The organism is Agrobacterium sp. M50-1 (assembly GCF_049843495.1).
GTDB classification, from domain to species: Bacteria; Pseudomonadota; Alphaproteobacteria; order Rhizobiales; family Rhizobiaceae; genus Agrobacterium; species Agrobacterium radiobacter.
Genome location: NZ_JBBHZH010000007.1, coordinates 115,671 through 131,404, shown reverse-complemented (window position 1 = coordinate 131,404; position 15,734 = coordinate 115,671). Strand labels below are relative to the sequence as shown.

Here is a 15,734-nt window from a genome sequence, read left to right as displayed (position 1 = left end):
CGACCCGCGCAGCGGCCTATGCTGCGGGGGCGGGATCGCTCTCGCCGGCCACCAGAAGCATGGGCCATACGCAATGGCGGGCCTGACCGGGATAAAAGGGCGCGTAGGCCGGCATGGTCGATAATAGCGTCTGGGCGACCGTCACGCCGAGATCATGCAGGGACATGCGGAAACTGGTGAGGCGAGGCTCCAGAAACTGGCCGCGCGGGCCATCGCGAAAGCCGATGACGGCGAGATCGCGCCCCGGTTTCAGGCCCGCTTCCGCCAGCCGGCGATAAAGACCGACCGCCATCAGCTCGTAAATCAGCACGATCGCCGTTGGCCGGGGCCGCATCTGCAGCCATTCGCTGGCGGCGTGATATCCCCCCTGCTCGCTCGATTTCGCCCGGATGACCAGAGAGGAATCATAGGCGATGCCATTGCCTTCCAACGCGCGCCTGTATCCTTCCAGAAAAATGTAACCGAGATTGATGTCGCTGTCGGGCACGGCAACCGCGATCGAGCGATGCCCGGCAGCGGCGAGACGGTCCACGGCGCTTTTCGCGACCCCTTCGAAATCGAGGTCGATCCAGGCGTGACTGTCGCTGGAAGCGGTCCGTCCGAGCGACACGAAAGGCAGGCGGGTCTGCTTCAGGAAATCCACACGCTTGTCGGTCCGCCGGGTCGCGGAAATGATCATCGCATCCACCATGCGGCGCGCCACCATGCGCTTCAAATATTCATCCGGATCCTCGTCCCCCGGACAGGGGAGAACGATGAGATCGAGATTATGCTCGGAAAACACGCTTTGCAGACCATCCGTCACACCCAGAAAGAAGTTGTCGGAGTTTTCAACAGTCTGCGCGTCGCTGCCGGTCATCAGGCCGATGACATTGGTGGTTCCCTGGCGCAGGCTCCGGCCGGACTGATTGGCGACATAACCAAGCTTTTCCGCCGCTTCGAGAACACGCCGACGCGTCTCTTCGTTCACATCCGGCTTGCCGTTCAGGGCACGGGAAACAGTGCCTATCGATATCTCCAGATAATCGGCAAGCTGACGAATTCCTTTCATGCACTCCCCTCCCAGGCCCGGCGCGCAATCGGTGCGCCCCTTAACGGTCTTGACATATCTAACATCATTGGCATAGTCTCGTAAACGTTTACGACGCTCTGCGCAAAGAGGAGTTTGCTAAGAGCCCGGGGAGATGAGATGACTTTTAATGCCGTTTTATGCGGGTGCGGAGCTATGGCCAAAGGCTGGTTGCGCGCCATTCAGTCCACGCCGGAAATCGCCGGCGCGATCAAGATCGCCGGCCTGGTGGATCTGAACGAGAACACGGCCCGCGCGCTGGCCGACGAATTCGCCCTCACCGACGCGGTCATTGGCACGGATCTCCGCAAGGTTCTCGCTGAAACGAAAGCCGACATCCTTTTTGATATCGTCATCCCGCAGGCGCGCTTTGCCGTGGTTGAGGCCGGTCTCGAGGCCGGGTGCCATGTGCTCAGCGAAAAGCCGCTTGCCGCCTCGATGGAAGAAGCCGCGACGCTGGTGGAACTGGCGAAGAAATCAGGCAAAATTCATGCTGTGGTGCAAAACCGGCGGTTTGTGGCCGGTATCCGGCGGCTGCGCCGCGCGCTGCAAGACGGCGTTATCGGCGATCTGACGGCAATTCATTGCGATTTCTTCCTTGGTCCGCATTTCGGCGGCTTCCGTGAAGAGATGAGAAACGTTCTGCTTCTCGACATGGCGATCCATACATTCGATGCAGCCCGTTTCGTCGCCAATGAAAAACCCCTCTCCGTCTTCTGCGTCGAGAAGAACCCGGCCGGTTCCTGGTATGCCCATGGGGCGAGCGCCAACGCGATTTTCGAATTCTCCAACGATGTCGTCTTCACCTATCGCGGTTCGTGGTGCGCCGAAGGCGAGCGGACCAGTTGGGAAGCGCGCTGGCGGCTGATCGGCTCCAAGGGCATGATCCTCTGGGACGGGGAAGACAATTTCTCCGCCTCCGTGGCCGGCGACGAACAGGGGCTTCTGCGTGGCTTTAAGACCGTAAACGTTTCCGATACTGTCTCCGCGAAGGATACGCGCGGCCACGCGAGCGTCATTCTCTCGTTCCTCGAATCCATCCGCACCGGCCAGATGCCGGAAACGGCCTCCTTCGACAACATCAACAGCCTTGCCATGGTGATCGGCGCGATTGAAAGCGCCCGCCTCGGCCAGCGTGTTTCAATTGCAGCATAAGGACTGAAAGACGTGAGCAATCCGGCAACATCCATCCGCATCGGCACCATGGTCAGCGCCACCAAGGGACAGGCCGCCGAACGTATCGGCCAGATCGCCGATCTCGGCTTTGAAAGCTTTGAGCCGTTCTTCTGGCAGACCACCAACGGTCAGGACCTCGCCGAACTCGGCAAGCGCTGCCTTGACGTGATCGGCGAGCGCGACATCACCATCAGCACGCTCGGCATGTTCGGCAATCCTCTTGAAGAAACCGCGATCGACCTTGAGACATTGCAGGGCTGGAAAGACTGCATCGACAATGCCCACCATTTCGGCGCGACCTGCGTTGCGGGTTTCACCGGCCGGCTTCGCGGCAGGCCGCTGCCGGAAAGCCTTCCCCGATATAAGGAAATCTGGAGCGAACTTGCAAAACGCGCCGCCGACAAGGGCGTGAAGATCGCCTTTGAAAACTGCGCCATGGACGGCAACTGGCAGACCGGCGACTGGAACATCGCGCACAATCCTGATGCCTGGGAACTGATGTTCAACGAGACCCCGGACGACCATATCGGCATCGAATGGGAACCCTGCCATCAGATGGTCTATCTGATCGACCCGCTGCCGCAGATCCGAAAATGGGCGGACAAGATTTTCCACGTACACGGCAAGGACGCGACAATCCGCTGGGACGTCATTCGCGAGCACGGCATTTTCGGCAAGGAAAAATTCGTCTTCATGCGCACGCCGGGCTTCGGCGACAGCAACTGGACGGACATTGTTTCCGAACTGCGCCTCGCCGGCTGGTCCGGCTCCATCGACATCGAAGGCTGGCATGACCCGGTCTATCGCGATGCGCTGGAAATGACGGGCCAGGTGCATGGCCTGAACTATCTGAAAAAATGCCGCGGCGGCGATTTCGTCGTCGACCCGACATAACGGCAACCTTTTGGGAGAAGGTTTCCGAAAATTGCAGAGAGACGATAACCAAGAGGAGGAGATTATGGGTATCGCGAAATGCATGATGGCCGGCGCAATTTTGCTGGCGGGCGTATCAGCCGGCGCAATCACCGCGCAGGCAGAGGATGTGACTTTGACCCTCTGGTCGCTGGATCGAGATATCCAGCCGGCGCCGAACCTTATCAAAGAGTTCAATTCGCTCAATAACGGCATCAAGATCGAATACCGGCAATTGCAGTTCGATGATGTGGTGAGCGAATCCATGCGCGCCTATTCGACCGGCAATGCGCCCGACATCATCGCCATCGACAACCCCAACCATGCCATGTTCGCCGCACGCGGGGCCTTTCTCGATGTGACCGACATGATCGCCAAGTCTGAAGTCATCAAGACGGAGAATTATTTTCCGGGGCCGCTGAAATCGGTGATGTGGGACGGCAAATATTTCGGCGTGCCGAAGGCGACGAATACGATTGCGCTTTATTATAACAAGGACCTCTTCAAGGCCGCTGGGCTCGACGCGGCAAAACCACCGCAGACCTGGGATGAGCTGGTGGACGCAGCCCGCAAGCTGACCAATCCCGCAAAGAACGTCTATGGCATCAGTTTCAGCGCCAAGGCGAATGAGGAAGGCACCTTCCAGTTCCTGCCCTGGGCGCAGATGGCGGGCGCGACCTACAAGCACATCAACACCGAGGGTGCGGTAAAAGCGCTCGAAACCTGGAGGCTGATGCTGGATGAAAAGCTGGCGTCGCCCGATACACTGACACGCAGCCAGTGGGATTCCACCGCCACCTTCAACGCCGGCAATGCCGCCATGGTCATTTCCGGCCCGTGGGAAATCGACCGCATGCTGAAGGACGCCAGGTTCGACTGGGGCGTGGCCCTGCTGCCGGTGCCCACACCCGACGCCCCACGGTCTTCGGCCATGGGCGACTATAACTGGGCGATCTTCTCCAAGACGAAGCACCCGGAAGAGGCCTTCAAGGCAATCGAATTCTTCGCCTCGAAGGACAAGGACATGTTCAAGAACTTCGGCCAGTTGCCGGCGCGTTCGGATATTCCGGTTCCGCCCACCGGCAATGCGCTGAAGGATGAGGCGCTGAAGACCTTCGTGGAACAGCTGAAATATGCGCAGCCGCGTGGTCCCTCACCCGAATGGCCGAAGATTTCCAAGGCCATTCAGGACGCCATTCAGGGCGCCCTGTCGGGTCAGATGACGCCGAAGGCTGCGCTTGATCAGGCCGCTGAAAAGATAAAGCTGGTCGAAGGCTGATCCGGGCAGGCGGCCGGGGTTTCTCCGGCCTCCACCCAAGGGTTCCTCCCGGTGGGGCTGCCTGTCGCGAAAAGCGGCGGCGGCCCCGACTGGAGCTTGTGAGGATGTTTCATGAAAAAACTGTTTTCCAGCGTCAGTGACGGTCGCGGTTTCGACATCGTCCTTGTCGCCTTTCCTTTGGGCTTCCTGTTCGTCATGGCCGGGCTGCCGCTCATCTACAATATCGTCATGAGCTTTCAGGAAGTCGACATGTTCAGTCTGGGCACATTCGTGCGCCCCTTCGTCGGTTTCAAGAATTACATCGACCTGTTCCGGCAGCCGGAAACATTGCCGATCCTTTTCAACACGGTCACCTTCGTCGTGGCCTCGATTGCCGGGCAGTTCGCGATCGGCTTTGGCCTTGCGCTGTTCTTCTGGGTAAATTTCCCCGGCGCAACCTGGCTGCGCGGCCTGTTCCTCGTCTCCTGGGTCATGCCCGGTCTCGTGGTGGGCGCCATCTGGAACTGGATTCTCTCGGGCGATTTCGGCGTCTTGAATTTCTTCCTGCGGGAAAGCGGCCTGGTATCGGGCAATATCTTCTGGCGCTCGGATGCGAATTTTTCGCTCTGGGCGGTTGTCATCGCCAATATCTGGCTCGGCACCTCCTTCAACATGATCCTGCTTTCGGTGGGCCTCGCCTCCATTCCCGGCGACCTCTACGAAGCCGCGGAACTGGATGGAGCCAATGCCTGGCAGCGCTTCTACACCATCACCCTGCCGATGATGCGCTCCACCATCGGCGCGATCGTCTCGCTCGGCCTGATCTTCACGCTGCAGCAATTCGATCTTTTCGCCGCCATTACCGATGGCGGACCGAACAACAGCTCCAACGTGGCGCAATATTGGGCCTGGGACCTGTCCTTCCGGCAATATGATTTCGGCAAGGGTGCGACGATATCCGTCATCATGATCGTTTTCGTCATGCTGGCCTCCATCGTTTATGTGCGCTCCACACGGCATGAGGTGCGCGGATGAGCATCACCAACCGCAACCGGCTGATGCTGGCAACCGCCATCATTCTCGCCATCATCTACCTCTTCCCGCTTTACTGGATGTATCTGACCTCGCTCAAAAGCGGCTCGGAAATGTTCGCCAATCCGCCCTCCTTCTGGCCCAGCGATCCGCAATGGCAAACCTATGCCTATGTCTGGAACAGCCGCAACATGGGGCGCTACCTGTGGAATTCGGTGCTGATCGCTTCCAGCGCAGTGCTGCTGATCACCGTTCTCGGGGTCGGCTGCGCCTATGTTCTGGCGCGGTATCGCAATGTCTGGGTGGATATCGGCCTGTTCCTCATCCTCATGCTGCAGGTTCTGCCGGCATCGCTGATGATCACGCCGATTTTCGTCGGTTTTTCGCAATTCGGATTGCTGGATTATCCGCGGCTATCGGTCATCCTCGCCATTGCGGCAAAAAGCATGCCCTTCTTTGTCGTGCTGGTGCGCGCCACCTTCATGGCCGTGCCGCAGGAGCTGGAAGAGGCGGCGCTGGTGGATGGCAATTCCCGGGTCGGGGCCTTCTTCAACATCGTGCTGCCGCTTGCCAGGAACGGTATCCTCGTCAGCGCCATCCTCATCTTCATGCAGGCCTTCGGCGAATTCGTCTATTCGAAATCCATCATCCAGGCGGCCGAATTGCAGCCTGCCAGCGTCGGCCTCAACTCCTTCATGGGCCCCAACACCAGCGAATGGAACAACATCATGGCCTATGCGACCATGTATGTGACGCCCATTCTCGCCCTCTTCATTCTCTTGCAGCGCCGCATCGTATCCGGCCTGACCTCGGGAGCGCTCAAATGACCCTTCAGATCGAACTATCAGGCGTCAACAAATATTACGGCGCCTTCCATGCGCTGAAGAACATCAACCTTTCCATCAAGAAGGGCACTTTCGTTGCGCTTGTCGGCCCATCCGGCTGCGGCAAGTCCACTCTTCTGCGCTCGCTCGCAGGCCTGGAGACCATATCGGCCGGCGACATGCGCATTGCCGGCACCCTCATGAACGGCGTGCCGCCACGCAAGCGCGATGTGGCCATGGTGTTCCAGTCCTATGCGCTCTACCCGCATATGACTGTCGAAGAAAACCTCACCTATTCGCTGCGCATGCGTGGCGTGGCCAAGGCCGAGGCCCGCAAGGCGGCGGAAGAGGTTGCCGCCACGACGGGACTTTCCAAGCTGATGAAGCGTTATCCCCGCGAACTCTCCGGCGGCCAGCGCCAGCGCGTGGCCATGAGCCGGGCGATCATCCGCAATCCGCAGGCCTTCCTGTTCGATGAGCCGCTCTCCAACCTCGATGCGGCCCTGCGCGTCCATATGCGCAAGGAAATCCGCGCCCTTCACGACCGCCTGCATGCAACTTCAGTCTACGTCACCCACGACCAGATCGAGGCGATGACCATGGCTGACCATGTCGTCGTCATGCGTGACGGCGTCATCGAACAGCAGGGCACACCGCTGGAACTTTACGACCGCCCGGTCAATCGTTTCGTTGCGGGTTTCATCGGCTCACCGGCCATGAATTTCATTCCGGCGACAGTCAGTCCGGACGGTGCTTCGCTTCTGCTGCGGTTCGGCGAAGGTGATCCACAGCAGCCTATCAGGGCGCCAGCCGCCCTGCCGCCGGGAAAACATGTCATTGTCGGCATCAGGCCTGAACATATCCGCCCGGTGGCGGCAGAGGGGGCGGCATTGACGCTGCCGGTTTCAGCCGTGGAAACAACCGGTTCGGCCACCTTCCTCACGCTTGGCGGCTCCACCGAACTGGTCATCGCGGTACAGGGACGCAGCGCAGTCAAGGCTGGCGAAGTCATTGGCCTCGATATCAACCCGGCCGATATGCACCTCTTCGACGAGGCAACGGGCATTGGCCTTGCGAGACAATAATCCATATCCATAGAAGGGGCTATGCTCGCGGGCCGCATGACGGCCCGCTGTCCTTATCGGGGGCGCCAAACCTGTTCTTACCGGTCCTGCTCTTGCTGTGAGTGGTTTCAGCGCGATTTGAAGATATCGAACAAGCTACGGCGCGCTGTCGCGGAGGTGGCGGTAGCCCGACCAGCCTCGCGGGAGGCGATTGCCGGCGCAGCGGGCCCTTCTATATCCACCCAGCGACCGGCATGATCGGTGGATTGGCGTTTCAGATAGGTATAGGCCGTTTCGTCCCAGCGCAAAACCTTCGCCTTCATATTGTCGAGAATGAAATCTCCCCGATCGGTTCTGACTGTCAGGATGGCGTGGCCCTCTCCCCGTTCGTCCCGCACCACTGTTATCAGGAGATTTGAAACCGCAAAACCGGACTGCATCAGGCGCCTGCGCTTCTCCAGCGCAAGGTCTTCGCAGTCGCCCGCACCCTTGTAGGGATATTCCCAATAATCCTCATAACCCCAAACCTCCATGTCGGTGCGCTGGTCGATCTCGACGTTAACGGCATTGTTCACCGAAACAATCGTTGCCCAGGCATCGGGGGTGAGGGTGAGGGGCGGCGTGGCCGTCACCGGCTGACATTCAAGAGAATGCCGCTGGCAAAAGTCATAGTGGCCGACAGGCTGCGACGTGATCCTGCCAGTCTGCATGAAAGGAGACGCCTGAACCGGCGCAGCCAGGCAGGTCGCAATCAGAATGAAACAGGCTTGCAGCAATTTGATGGGAAGGGTCATGGTCGTCTCCTGACGACAGACCTATCGGCGGCGATTTGCGTTCACATGAAACAAAAAGCTCGATTTTTAACGAACCGGGAATTTCGGTCTCGATCGTGCTGGAGACGAGCGCGCAAATGACATCGATCAGAACGCGCATCAAACGGCCCCCAACGGTAAAGTGAGCGATGCGAACTTGTCAGCTATGGCCAGCCTGCCTATGAAGGAGCCCTCGCCGCGATAACAATCCACGTTACAGAGAACGCTGCATGAGCCTGTTTGCGAAGACCTCCCGCGCAGCCGCCGTCATCCTGGCGCTGGCCTCCCTTCCTTCCTATGCGCTGGCGCAGCAGGTGACCGTCGTTCCCCCCGGAAACCGCTCCGCCGAGCAGCCGGAAATCCCCAGAGCCTCGGCGATCCGCACCAGGGCCTCGTACACGACCTACGACGAAAAGTTTCAGAAGACGGTCGATCTTTTAAACAGCGAGCCCGCCCTTCTCGGCAAGATCAAGAAGGCCGCAGCGGCCTATGGGATTGACCCCATCCATATCGTCGGCGCCATCGTCGGGGAACATACGTTCAACGTCTCGGCCGTGGATCGCCTGCAGACCTACTACATCAAGGCCATTTCCTACGCCGAACTCGATATAAAGTTCAGCTATGACGGTGTTTCCCTGAAGACATTTCTCCAGCGGCCCGAATTCCGGTCCTGCGAAACGCTTGCCACCACGTCGGAACAATGGAGCTGCCGCGATACCGTCTGGGACGAAAGTTTCCGCGGCAAGGTGGTGGATGGTGTGAGCTATGAGGGCATCTCCTTCCAGCGCGCTTTCTTCCAGCCCTTTTATGCCGGGCAGACCTTCGGCCTTGGCCAGATCAGCCCGTTGACGGCCCTGCAGGTGACCGATCTCGTCAACAGGACGAGCGGCCTGCCAAAACTGTCGGCGGACAGGCCGAAAGATATCTACCGTGACGTTATGGATCCCGACCGCAGCATCATCTACATCGCCGCCATCCTCAGGGATTCCATCGATGCCTACAGGGAAAAAGGCTTCGACATTTCCGGCAATCCCGGCATCACTGCCACGCTTTACAATGTCGGCCAGCCAAGGCGTCGCGCCGAACGTCTGCGGACTGCCGTGGATGCAGGGGCAAAAAAACTGCTGCCGGTCGAAAACTATTATGGATGGCTGATCAACGAGCGCCTCGACGTCCTAAAAAGCATTCTCGACGGCAAGGCCATCGACCAGCGGACGACCTCTGATATCGGCGGGAAAAAGCAATAACGGCTTTTTATCGTCAAACAATCAGGCAATCGCCCAGATTGCGCATCGCGTGTATTTCTCGGGAAATAACCGCTTATTTGCGCGCAAGGATTGCTCAAACGCATCGTCATGGCATCAAAAAACCGAAAATCGCTTTTCCAGCGGCCGAAAATTTGTTAGGTCGACCGGCACAAGAATTTACTGATAGTGGGATAAATCAACCCGATGCCTGACGAAGGCGACAGTACAGACGGTAGTCGACACCGAACGAGGCTGGCTCGCGTAACGCGAAGCCAGCCTCGGATTTTCTTGTTTTCATCAACGCGACGACTTTCAGCCTCGGATGTGCAATCCGGGGCTTTGCGCGTTTGCACCCATTCCCATAAAGGCTCCTGAACATGGAATTCCTCGCAGATCCGAACATCTGGATCGGCCTCGTCACCCTTATCGTTCTCGAAGTCGTCCTCGGCATCGACAATCTCGTTTTCATCGCGATCCTTGCCGACAAGCTGCCGCCACACCAGCGCCACAGGGCCCGGATCGTCGGCCTGTCGCTGGCGCTCATCATGCGCCTCCTGCTGCTGTTTTCCATCTCCTGGATCGTCACGCTGACACGGCCGCTTTTCACCGTCGCCGATTTTTCCTTCTCGGGGCGTGATCTCATCCTCATTCTCGGCGGCGCCTTCCTGCTCGCCAAGGGAACCATGGAGCTGCACGAACGGCTGGAAGGTGATCAGAAGCCGAAACAGGGCAAGGTAGTGCATGCGGTCTTCTGGCAGGTCATCGTGCAGATCGTGGTGCTCGATGCCGTGTTCTCGCTCGACAGCGTCATCACCGCTGTCGGCATGGTCAATAATCTCTGGGTGATGATTACCGCTGTCTGCGTGGCCATGGCCGTGATGATGGCAGCATCCAGGCCGCTGATGGCTTTCGTGTCGAAACATCCGACCGTGGTCATTCTCTGCCTCGGTTTTCTCCTGATGATCGGCTTCAGCCTGATTGTCGAGGGTTTCGGCTTCCATCTGCCCAAGGGTTATCTTTACGCCGCCATCGGCTTTTCCGTGCTTATCGAGGCGGCGAACCAGCTTGGCAGGCGCAACCGTGAAAAGCGCATCACCGCCGGCGATATGCGTGAGCGCACCTCCGACGCCATTCTGCGGCTTCTGGGCGGCCGGGTCGGCGAACAACCATCCCTCGGTGAGACTGCCGACGTCATCGCCGCACAGGCGGCACAAAGCGATCTGTTCAAATCCGAGGAGAAGGACATGATCCGCGGCGTGCTCACGCTTGCCGAGCGTCCCGTCGTCTCGATCATGACGCCACGAACGGAGATCGACTGGCTCGATGTCGACGCCGACCACGACACGCTGAGACACCGCCTGCTGGAACTCGACCATTCCCGATTGATGCTGGCGCAGGGCAAGCTGGATTCATTCCTCGGCGTCGCCGCGACAAGGGATCTGCTGCGTGATCTTCTGCACGACGGAAAACTGAACCTTGAGCGCTCGCTGCGTGAGCCCCTCGTGGTGCATGAAAGCGCGACAGCGCTGCAGGTCATGGAACAGCTGCGAAAATCACCCCTGCAGATGGCCGTCATCATTGATGAATATGGCACGTTGCAGGGCATAGCAACGCCGACGGATATTCTCGAGGCGATTGCGGGCGAGTTTCCGGATGAGGGCGAGGAATCGCAGATTTCCGAACGGGCGGAGGATGGTTCCTGGCTGCTGGATGGCGCTGTGGACGTCAGAAGGATATCCTATCTCCTGGATATCGATCTGGTGGACGAGGCCGACCGCTACTCCACAATCGCGGGCTACATCCTCTGGCGTCTCAATCGCCTTCCTGAAGTCGGCGAACATATTGCGGGCGACGGGTTCGAGTTCGAGATCGTCTCGTGCTCCGACAGAAACATCGAAAAGATCCGGGCGTGGAACACCACCCTCTCCGATGGATGATCCGGGCGCGGGAGGCGGCCGGCAGGAGCGCCTCCCGTCCAAATGTTTCGAATGGAATAGGCGACGCCATATAGCCTGTGATATCAGACCATGGTTCGCAACGGGGGAGTTGAATGGCGAGAGGGTTCGTGACAGCCGAAGAGGTGGCGAAAAAGGCCGGGGTCTCGCGTTCCGCCGTCTCGCGCACCTTCACACCCGGCGGCAGCGTATCGAAGGCCGTGCGGCGCAAGGTGCTCAAAGCCGCACAGGAACTCGGCTACCGCGTCAACCGTCTGGCGCAGGGTCTCAACAATGACCGCTCCAATCTCATCGGTGTCGTCGGCGCCAATCTCAGTTCTCCCTTCATTTCAAAGCAGCTCGATTTGCTCAGCATCGGGCTGCTGCGCCGTGGCCTGCAATGCCTGTTGCTGAATGCGGCGGATGCCCGCAAGGATATTGCGCCGCTGATCGAGCGTCTCTTCGAGTTTCGCGCACAGGCCATCGTCGTTCTCTCCGGTGAACCGCCAGCGTCGATTGTCGATGAATGCATCGCCAATGGCGTGCGCCTCATCCTCATCAATCAGCGTCTTGATCGCACCGACACGAACATGGTGCTGAGCGACGATTCCCGCGGCGCCGATCTTGCCGCCATGCGGCTTGTCGAAGCGAAATGCAAAAAGGTCGCGGTCATTTCCAGCGGCAGCCAGACGCCGGCACAGTTGCGCCGCGCCGGCGCCTTCACCCAGCGCATGAGCATCGAAGGCGTCGAGGTCGTGCCATGGTCCGGCGGGCCGACGAGCTATGACAGCGGTTATCAGGCCGGCCGCGAGTTGCTCACGGACAAGACAATAGACGGCGCCTTCTGCGTGACCGATCTGCTGGCGCTTGGTTTCATGGATGCCGCCCGGCTGGAAATGGGGCGCCGGGTGCCGGAAGATATCTCGATTGTCGGTTTCGACGATATTCCGCAGGCCGCCTGGAAAAGCTACCAGCTGACGACCATCGCCCAGTCCTTCGACGCGCTGACCGAGAAGGTCTTGACCGCGCTCGATAGCGATGAGCCGGAAACCCGGCTTCAGGTCGTGCCCGTTTCCATGGTCGAGCGCATCACCGCGCGCTAGACCAAATCTCCTTCCGGGCAAAACTCTTCAGTTCAAACCGCAACGCGTTCATGGTGCGGCGCAAGCCGAAGCTCCAGATCGCGCGGGCTGCCTTCGGCACGCTCAAGAAACAGGCCGAGTGCTCCGAAGAAGATTTCGAGAAAGCTCTCCACCGAGCCATCGTGATGATCCGGCTTACGACCAAAGCGTTCCGCCAGCGTTCGATAAAGGGAAAGCCGTTGCGGCGCGATATGCGGCAGCGAAAGACCTGCGCCCTGGCGCAGGCAATACCAATCGGCAATCAGCTCGAACATCGGCAGGTCTGAGGACAGGATAGCATCATCAGGCGAGGATCGGTCTTCGCCTTCAAGCAGGTCGAGAACGTCCCGAACGCTTTTGTCGGCGATTGCCCTGACGACCGCGGCCGGCCATTCCTTGGCGAAATAGCGATGCCTGATCAGCGCCCTGTTGTGACCCAGCAGAAAATCACCGTAATTGCCCGCCGCGAAAGCCCGGTCGTCTTCCTCACCCGCCAGTGCTGTTTCCTGGGCGTAACCGCTGCAAATGCGGCCATTGACCGGCAGGGCGGCCATCTCCACAGTCTCGACGCGGATTTCCTGAAGCGACGGGTGCACGAGCTTGAAGGCGGGCGGAAAGGCGACGAGCGACGGCACGGCGATATTGGTGAGCGAATTTTCGCCCTCCCCGCGCTTCGTTACGCCTTCCACATGCAGGTGCCCGCTGAAATGGACGGCAAGCCCGGCCTGGCGCAGCGCATCCTCCACCGCCCTGCGCGGCGTGCGGCGCACCACATTGGTTTTTCCGAACAGGGCGCTTTCCGCACCGCTTGCGCCATCGAAAGGATCGAGCGCCGGATAATGGGAAAAGCCGAGCAATGTCTTGCCGAGCGCCTGCGCCCTGCGACGAACATCGGCGATCCAGTCGATGATGAAGGGCTTGCAGCGCAAAAGCGCGTTCCAGCCGCCGGAGGTGCTGTCTGTAAAAGCCGCGTCCTCACCCCTTTCAAACTCACCATCGAGTGGTTCGAAAATATTGGCGTCGATCATCAGGAGCCACAGGCCCGGCTCGGGCTCCACCAGATAGGAAGCATCCATCAGGCGATAGACATTGCGCCCATCGGGTGAGCGCACCTCGTACATCCGGTCTTCCGCCGCATCGGAAAGACCGAAGGGGGTTTCCCAATGCAGATAATCCGGCTGACGGAAGTAACCGAAGGCCGCCATCGGGCCAAGACCCGCCGGATAACCCTCGCAATACATGCGATCGCTGATAATGACGCGCTCGCCGGCCCGCCGTACATCGCTTGAAACGGAAAGGCACCTGCCATTCTCCGTCAGAAATTCCTTGGTGTGGTGCCGGCCAAGCGGGCCGAAAATATCGTGATTTCCGGGCAGCGCATAAAAGGCAGTGCCGTGGGCATGGCTGTGGCGCTGCAGAATGCCCTTCAGCGTCTCAGTCGTTTCCCGCTGGCCGTCATCGGTATAATCGCCAAGCAGCACCACATGGCGAATGCCGCGCTGGCGCACATCTTCGAGCGCCGCATGCAGCGCATCGGTGCTTTCGTTGAAAACCCGGGTGGATTCGCGTGTATCGGACCAGCTGCGCATGGTGATGCGCTGGCCATCAATCTCGACGCCGGGAAACCCGAAATCGGCTGCCGTGTCATGAAAATGCGCGTCGGCGATGACGGCAACGGAGGGAAGCGTGCGTGTCAGCATGAGTGAGCGGTCTTTCTGCCCTCGACCATGTCGATCCAGTCGGAAGCACGGCGAGCGGCGGCATGAAGCATCGGTTTCGGTGTCTCGAACCACTCATCCGGCCGCAATTCCCGTTTCGTGCGGATTACGGCCAGTGCATCGTCGAGGGTGGGATAGAGATCCGGCTGCTGCTTGTGCAGGAAAAGCGCCACCAGTGAAACGGAGCGGCTGCGGCCGCTGCGGCAATTGACGAGCACATTGCCGCCATCGGCAAAGGGATAGGTTTCCCGCTTCGGCATGGTCTGGCGAAGCGCGCCATCGAGAATGTAATAGGCGCCGAGCATCATGGTGTCGGGGCTACCCTCGCCATCGATAAGACCGAGCTTGTAATAACGGATATCGCCATAACCTACCGCGCGCCTGTCGCCCTCTTCCGCTACGGCCTGCACGAGATTGATATCCAGATTGACGGCGCAATTGACCACAATGGTGATGCCATGCCGGCGCAGGAGCCCGAGGTCACCCGCACCATCGCTGCCGCCGATGTAGAGCGCAGCATTGTGCGGGCCCAGCCCTTCCGCAATCAGGCTGATTGCAGGCCGGGCATAAACGGGTCCATCCATTTCATTCCTCCACATGCGCGGAGCCCCCTTTGGGGTCTCCGTCATAAATCATCCCGCCGCAGCTACCGCGCGGCAAGGACTATGTTCGATGCCTGGCTGACGCCTTTGGCAACACCGGCGGCTGCGGCCAGCACCGGCCCGCCATCCCTCAGACTGCCAATCTCCAGAAATGGGCACACGTCGCCGCCAGCTTCGCTGACGAGTAGCAGGCCCGCAAGACAATCCCATGAATTCATATGCAATTCGAGATAGCCGTCGGAACGGCCATCGGCCACATAGGCGAGCGCCAGAGCACCGGAGCCGGCGCGGCGGACATTCGCGCCCATATCGAGCAGCTTCGTGACCACATCGAGATAGGTGGCATTCGCGACCCGGGTGGACCACCCCATCTCGATCGAAGCCGCATCGAAACGCTCCGTTTCCGCCGTCCGGATCGGCTCCCCGTTACGTGTCGCACCTTCGCCGCGGCGGGCGAGATAAAGCTCGCCGAGGGCGGGGTTATAGATCGCTCCGATTTCTGTCCGTCCGTTTTCGACATAGGCGATGGAGATGCAGAAATGCGGAATGCCACGGGCAAAATTGGCGGTGCCGTCAATAGGATCCACCACCCAGACGCGCTCTCCGATCTCGCCGCCGCCTTCTTCGCCGAAAAAACTGTCATCCGGGAAAGCAGCCGAGATCGCGCCGCGAATATGCGCTTCGGAAGCCGCATCCGTCACCGTCAGAAAATCCTGCGGCCCCTTCATCGAAAAACTGCGCGTGGCCTCGCCCTCAAAACCTTTCAGCACCAGCTCCCCGGCGGAAAGGATAACGCTGCGGCACAGTTCGGCTCGCGCCGCCAATGTGTCGGGATAGTGGATTAAATCCATGTGCATGAACCATTCCTCGAATTTTGAACACGCGTTCATAATGCACGCGCGTTCAAACTTTTCAAGGGAATCTAAAAGGGAACTCATGAATATCGAGGGAGAGAAGCCTCATTC

14 protein-coding genes are annotated in these 15,734 nt (G+C 59.5%); 9 read left to right on the top strand and 5 right to left on the bottom strand.

The features are described 5' to 3' along the window. Window positions 1-16: 16 nt before the first annotated feature. The gene (locus tag WDZ78_RS17455; protein ID WP_020010235.1) at window positions 17-1,051 is read right to left on the bottom strand and encodes a LacI family DNA-binding transcriptional regulator; all 1,035 of its coding nucleotides are present in this window, start codon (window positions 1,049-1,051) and stop codon (window positions 17-19) included. Window positions 1,052-1,189: 138 nt separating this feature from the next. Here WDZ78_RS17455 and WDZ78_RS17450 point away from each other — a divergent pair, with 138 nt between their 5' ends. The 6 genes from WDZ78_RS17450 to WDZ78_RS17425 all read left to right on the top strand — a co-directional run bounded on the left by WDZ78_RS17450 (window position 1,190) and on the right by WDZ78_RS17425 (window position 7,356). Next, complete coding sequence (locus WDZ78_RS17450) at window positions 1,190-2,224, top strand: Gfo/Idh/MocA family protein (protein ID WP_026363612.1); 1,035 nt, start codon at window positions 1,190-1,192, stop codon at window positions 2,222-2,224. Between the two features lie 12 nt (window positions 2,225-2,236). Continuing rightward, the gene (locus WDZ78_RS17445; protein ID WP_425673728.1) at window positions 2,237-3,139 is read left to right on the top strand and encodes a sugar phosphate isomerase/epimerase family protein; all 903 of its coding nucleotides are present in this window, start codon (window positions 2,237-2,239) and stop codon (window positions 3,137-3,139) included. A gap of 64 nt (window positions 3,140-3,203) precedes the next feature. Beyond that, window positions 3,204-4,436, top strand: coding sequence for an ABC transporter substrate-binding protein (locus tag WDZ78_RS17440; RefSeq protein ID WP_425673727.1), 1,233 nt, complete (start codon window positions 3,204-3,206; stop codon window positions 4,434-4,436). Window positions 4,437-4,547: 111 nt separating this feature from the next. Next, window positions 4,548-5,450, top strand: coding sequence for a carbohydrate ABC transporter permease (locus WDZ78_RS17435; RefSeq protein ID WP_020010231.1), 903 nt, complete (start codon window positions 4,548-4,550; stop codon window positions 5,448-5,450). Next, window positions 5,447-6,274 carry a carbohydrate ABC transporter permease gene (locus WDZ78_RS17430; protein ID WP_425673726.1) on the top strand — a complete coding sequence of 276 codons (828 nt, stop codon included), beginning with the start codon at window positions 5,447-5,449 and terminating at the stop codon, window positions 6,272-6,274. Before WDZ78_RS17435 ends, WDZ78_RS17430 begins: the two co-directional genes overlap by 4 nt. Further along, window positions 6,271-7,356 (top strand): ABC transporter ATP-binding protein, encoded by a 1,086-nt coding sequence (locus WDZ78_RS17425; RefSeq protein WP_425673725.1) that lies wholly within the window; start codon window positions 6,271-6,273, stop codon window positions 7,354-7,356. Before WDZ78_RS17430 ends, WDZ78_RS17425 begins: the two co-directional genes overlap by 4 nt. 107 nt (window positions 7,357-7,463) lie before the next feature. On the opposite strand, the gene WDZ78_RS17420 is transcribed toward WDZ78_RS17425, so the two are convergent. Next, entirely contained in the window at window positions 7,464-8,129 is a 666-nt protein-coding gene (locus WDZ78_RS17420; RefSeq protein WP_425673724.1) for a transglutaminase-like cysteine peptidase, read from the bottom strand. Between the two features lie 248 nt (window positions 8,130-8,377). Here WDZ78_RS17420 and WDZ78_RS17415 point away from each other — a divergent pair, with 248 nt between their 5' ends. The 3 genes from WDZ78_RS17415 to WDZ78_RS17405 all read left to right on the top strand — a co-directional run bounded on the left by WDZ78_RS17415 (window position 8,378) and on the right by WDZ78_RS17405 (window position 12,431). After that, the gene (locus tag WDZ78_RS17415; protein WP_425673723.1) at window positions 8,378-9,394 is read left to right on the top strand and encodes a DUF1402 family protein; all 1,017 of its coding nucleotides are present in this window, start codon (window positions 8,378-8,380) and stop codon (window positions 9,392-9,394) included. A 377-nt stretch (window positions 9,395-9,771) separates the two neighbouring features. Beyond that, window positions 9,772-11,331 carry a TerC family protein gene (locus WDZ78_RS17410; protein WP_425673722.1) on the top strand — a complete coding sequence of 520 codons (1,560 nt, stop codon included), beginning with the start codon at window positions 9,772-9,774 and terminating at the stop codon, window positions 11,329-11,331. 113 nt (window positions 11,332-11,444) lie between these two features. Next, window positions 11,445-12,431 carry a LacI family DNA-binding transcriptional regulator gene (locus WDZ78_RS17405; RefSeq protein ID WP_425673721.1) on the top strand — a complete coding sequence of 329 codons (987 nt, stop codon included), beginning with the start codon at window positions 11,445-11,447 and terminating at the stop codon, window positions 12,429-12,431. Between the two features lie 32 nt (window positions 12,432-12,463). Here WDZ78_RS17405 and WDZ78_RS17400 read toward each other — a convergent pair whose 3' ends face one another. From WDZ78_RS17400 to WDZ78_RS17390, 3 genes are all read right to left on the bottom strand, one after another. After that, entirely contained in the window at window positions 12,464-14,149 is a 1,686-nt protein-coding gene (locus WDZ78_RS17400; RefSeq protein WP_425673720.1) for a metallophosphoesterase family protein, read from the bottom strand. Beyond that, window positions 14,143-14,751 (bottom strand): dual specificity protein phosphatase family protein, encoded by a 609-nt coding sequence (locus WDZ78_RS17395; RefSeq protein ID WP_020010223.1) that lies wholly within the window; start codon window positions 14,749-14,751, stop codon window positions 14,143-14,145. Before WDZ78_RS17395 ends, WDZ78_RS17400 begins: the two co-directional genes overlap by 7 nt. Before the next feature lie 62 nt (window positions 14,752-14,813). Continuing rightward, window positions 14,814-15,620, bottom strand: coding sequence for an inositol monophosphatase family protein (locus WDZ78_RS17390; RefSeq protein ID WP_060726727.1), 807 nt, complete (start codon window positions 15,618-15,620; stop codon window positions 14,814-14,816). Window positions 15,621-15,734: the final 114 nt, after the last annotated feature.

What these genes read in the sequence shown, in the direction of transcription:
- WDZ78_RS17455 (WP_020010235.1), bottom strand. Translation starts at nt 1,051, where the DNA reads ATGAAAGGAATTCGTCAGCTTGCCGATTATCTGGAGATATCGATAGGC.
- WDZ78_RS17450 (WP_026363612.1), top strand. Translation starts at nt 1,190, where the DNA reads ATGACTTTTAATGCCGTTTTATGCGGGTGCGGAGCTATGGCCAAAGGC.
- WDZ78_RS17440 (WP_425673727.1), top strand. Translation starts at nt 3,204, where the DNA reads ATGGGTATCGCGAAATGCATGATGGCCGGCGCAATTTTGCTGGCGGGC.
- WDZ78_RS17435 (WP_020010231.1), top strand. Translation starts at nt 4,548, where the DNA reads ATGAAAAAACTGTTTTCCAGCGTCAGTGACGGTCGCGGTTTCGACATC.
- WDZ78_RS17430 (WP_425673726.1), top strand. Translation starts at nt 5,447, where the DNA reads ATGAGCATCACCAACCGCAACCGGCTGATGCTGGCAACCGCCATCATT.
- WDZ78_RS17425 (WP_425673725.1), top strand. Translation starts at nt 6,271, where the DNA reads ATGACCCTTCAGATCGAACTATCAGGCGTCAACAAATATTACGGCGCC.
- WDZ78_RS17420 (WP_425673724.1), bottom strand. Translation starts at nt 8,129, where the DNA reads ATGACCCTTCCCATCAAATTGCTGCAAGCCTGTTTCATTCTGATTGCG.
- WDZ78_RS17415 (WP_425673723.1), top strand. Translation starts at nt 8,378, where the DNA reads ATGAGCCTGTTTGCGAAGACCTCCCGCGCAGCCGCCGTCATCCTGGCG.
- WDZ78_RS17410 (WP_425673722.1), top strand. Translation starts at nt 9,772, where the DNA reads ATGGAATTCCTCGCAGATCCGAACATCTGGATCGGCCTCGTCACCCTT.
- WDZ78_RS17405 (WP_425673721.1), top strand. Translation starts at nt 11,445, where the DNA reads ATGGCGAGAGGGTTCGTGACAGCCGAAGAGGTGGCGAAAAAGGCCGGG.
- WDZ78_RS17400 (WP_425673720.1), bottom strand. Translation starts at nt 14,149, where the DNA reads ATGCTGACACGCACGCTTCCCTCCGTTGCCGTCATCGCCGACGCGCAT.
- WDZ78_RS17395 (WP_020010223.1), bottom strand. Translation starts at nt 14,751, where the DNA reads ATGGATGGACCCGTTTATGCCCGGCCTGCAATCAGCCTGATTGCGGAA.
- WDZ78_RS17390 (WP_060726727.1), bottom strand. Translation starts at nt 15,620, where the DNA reads ATGGATTTAATCCACTATCCCGACACATTGGCGGCGCGAGCCGAACTG.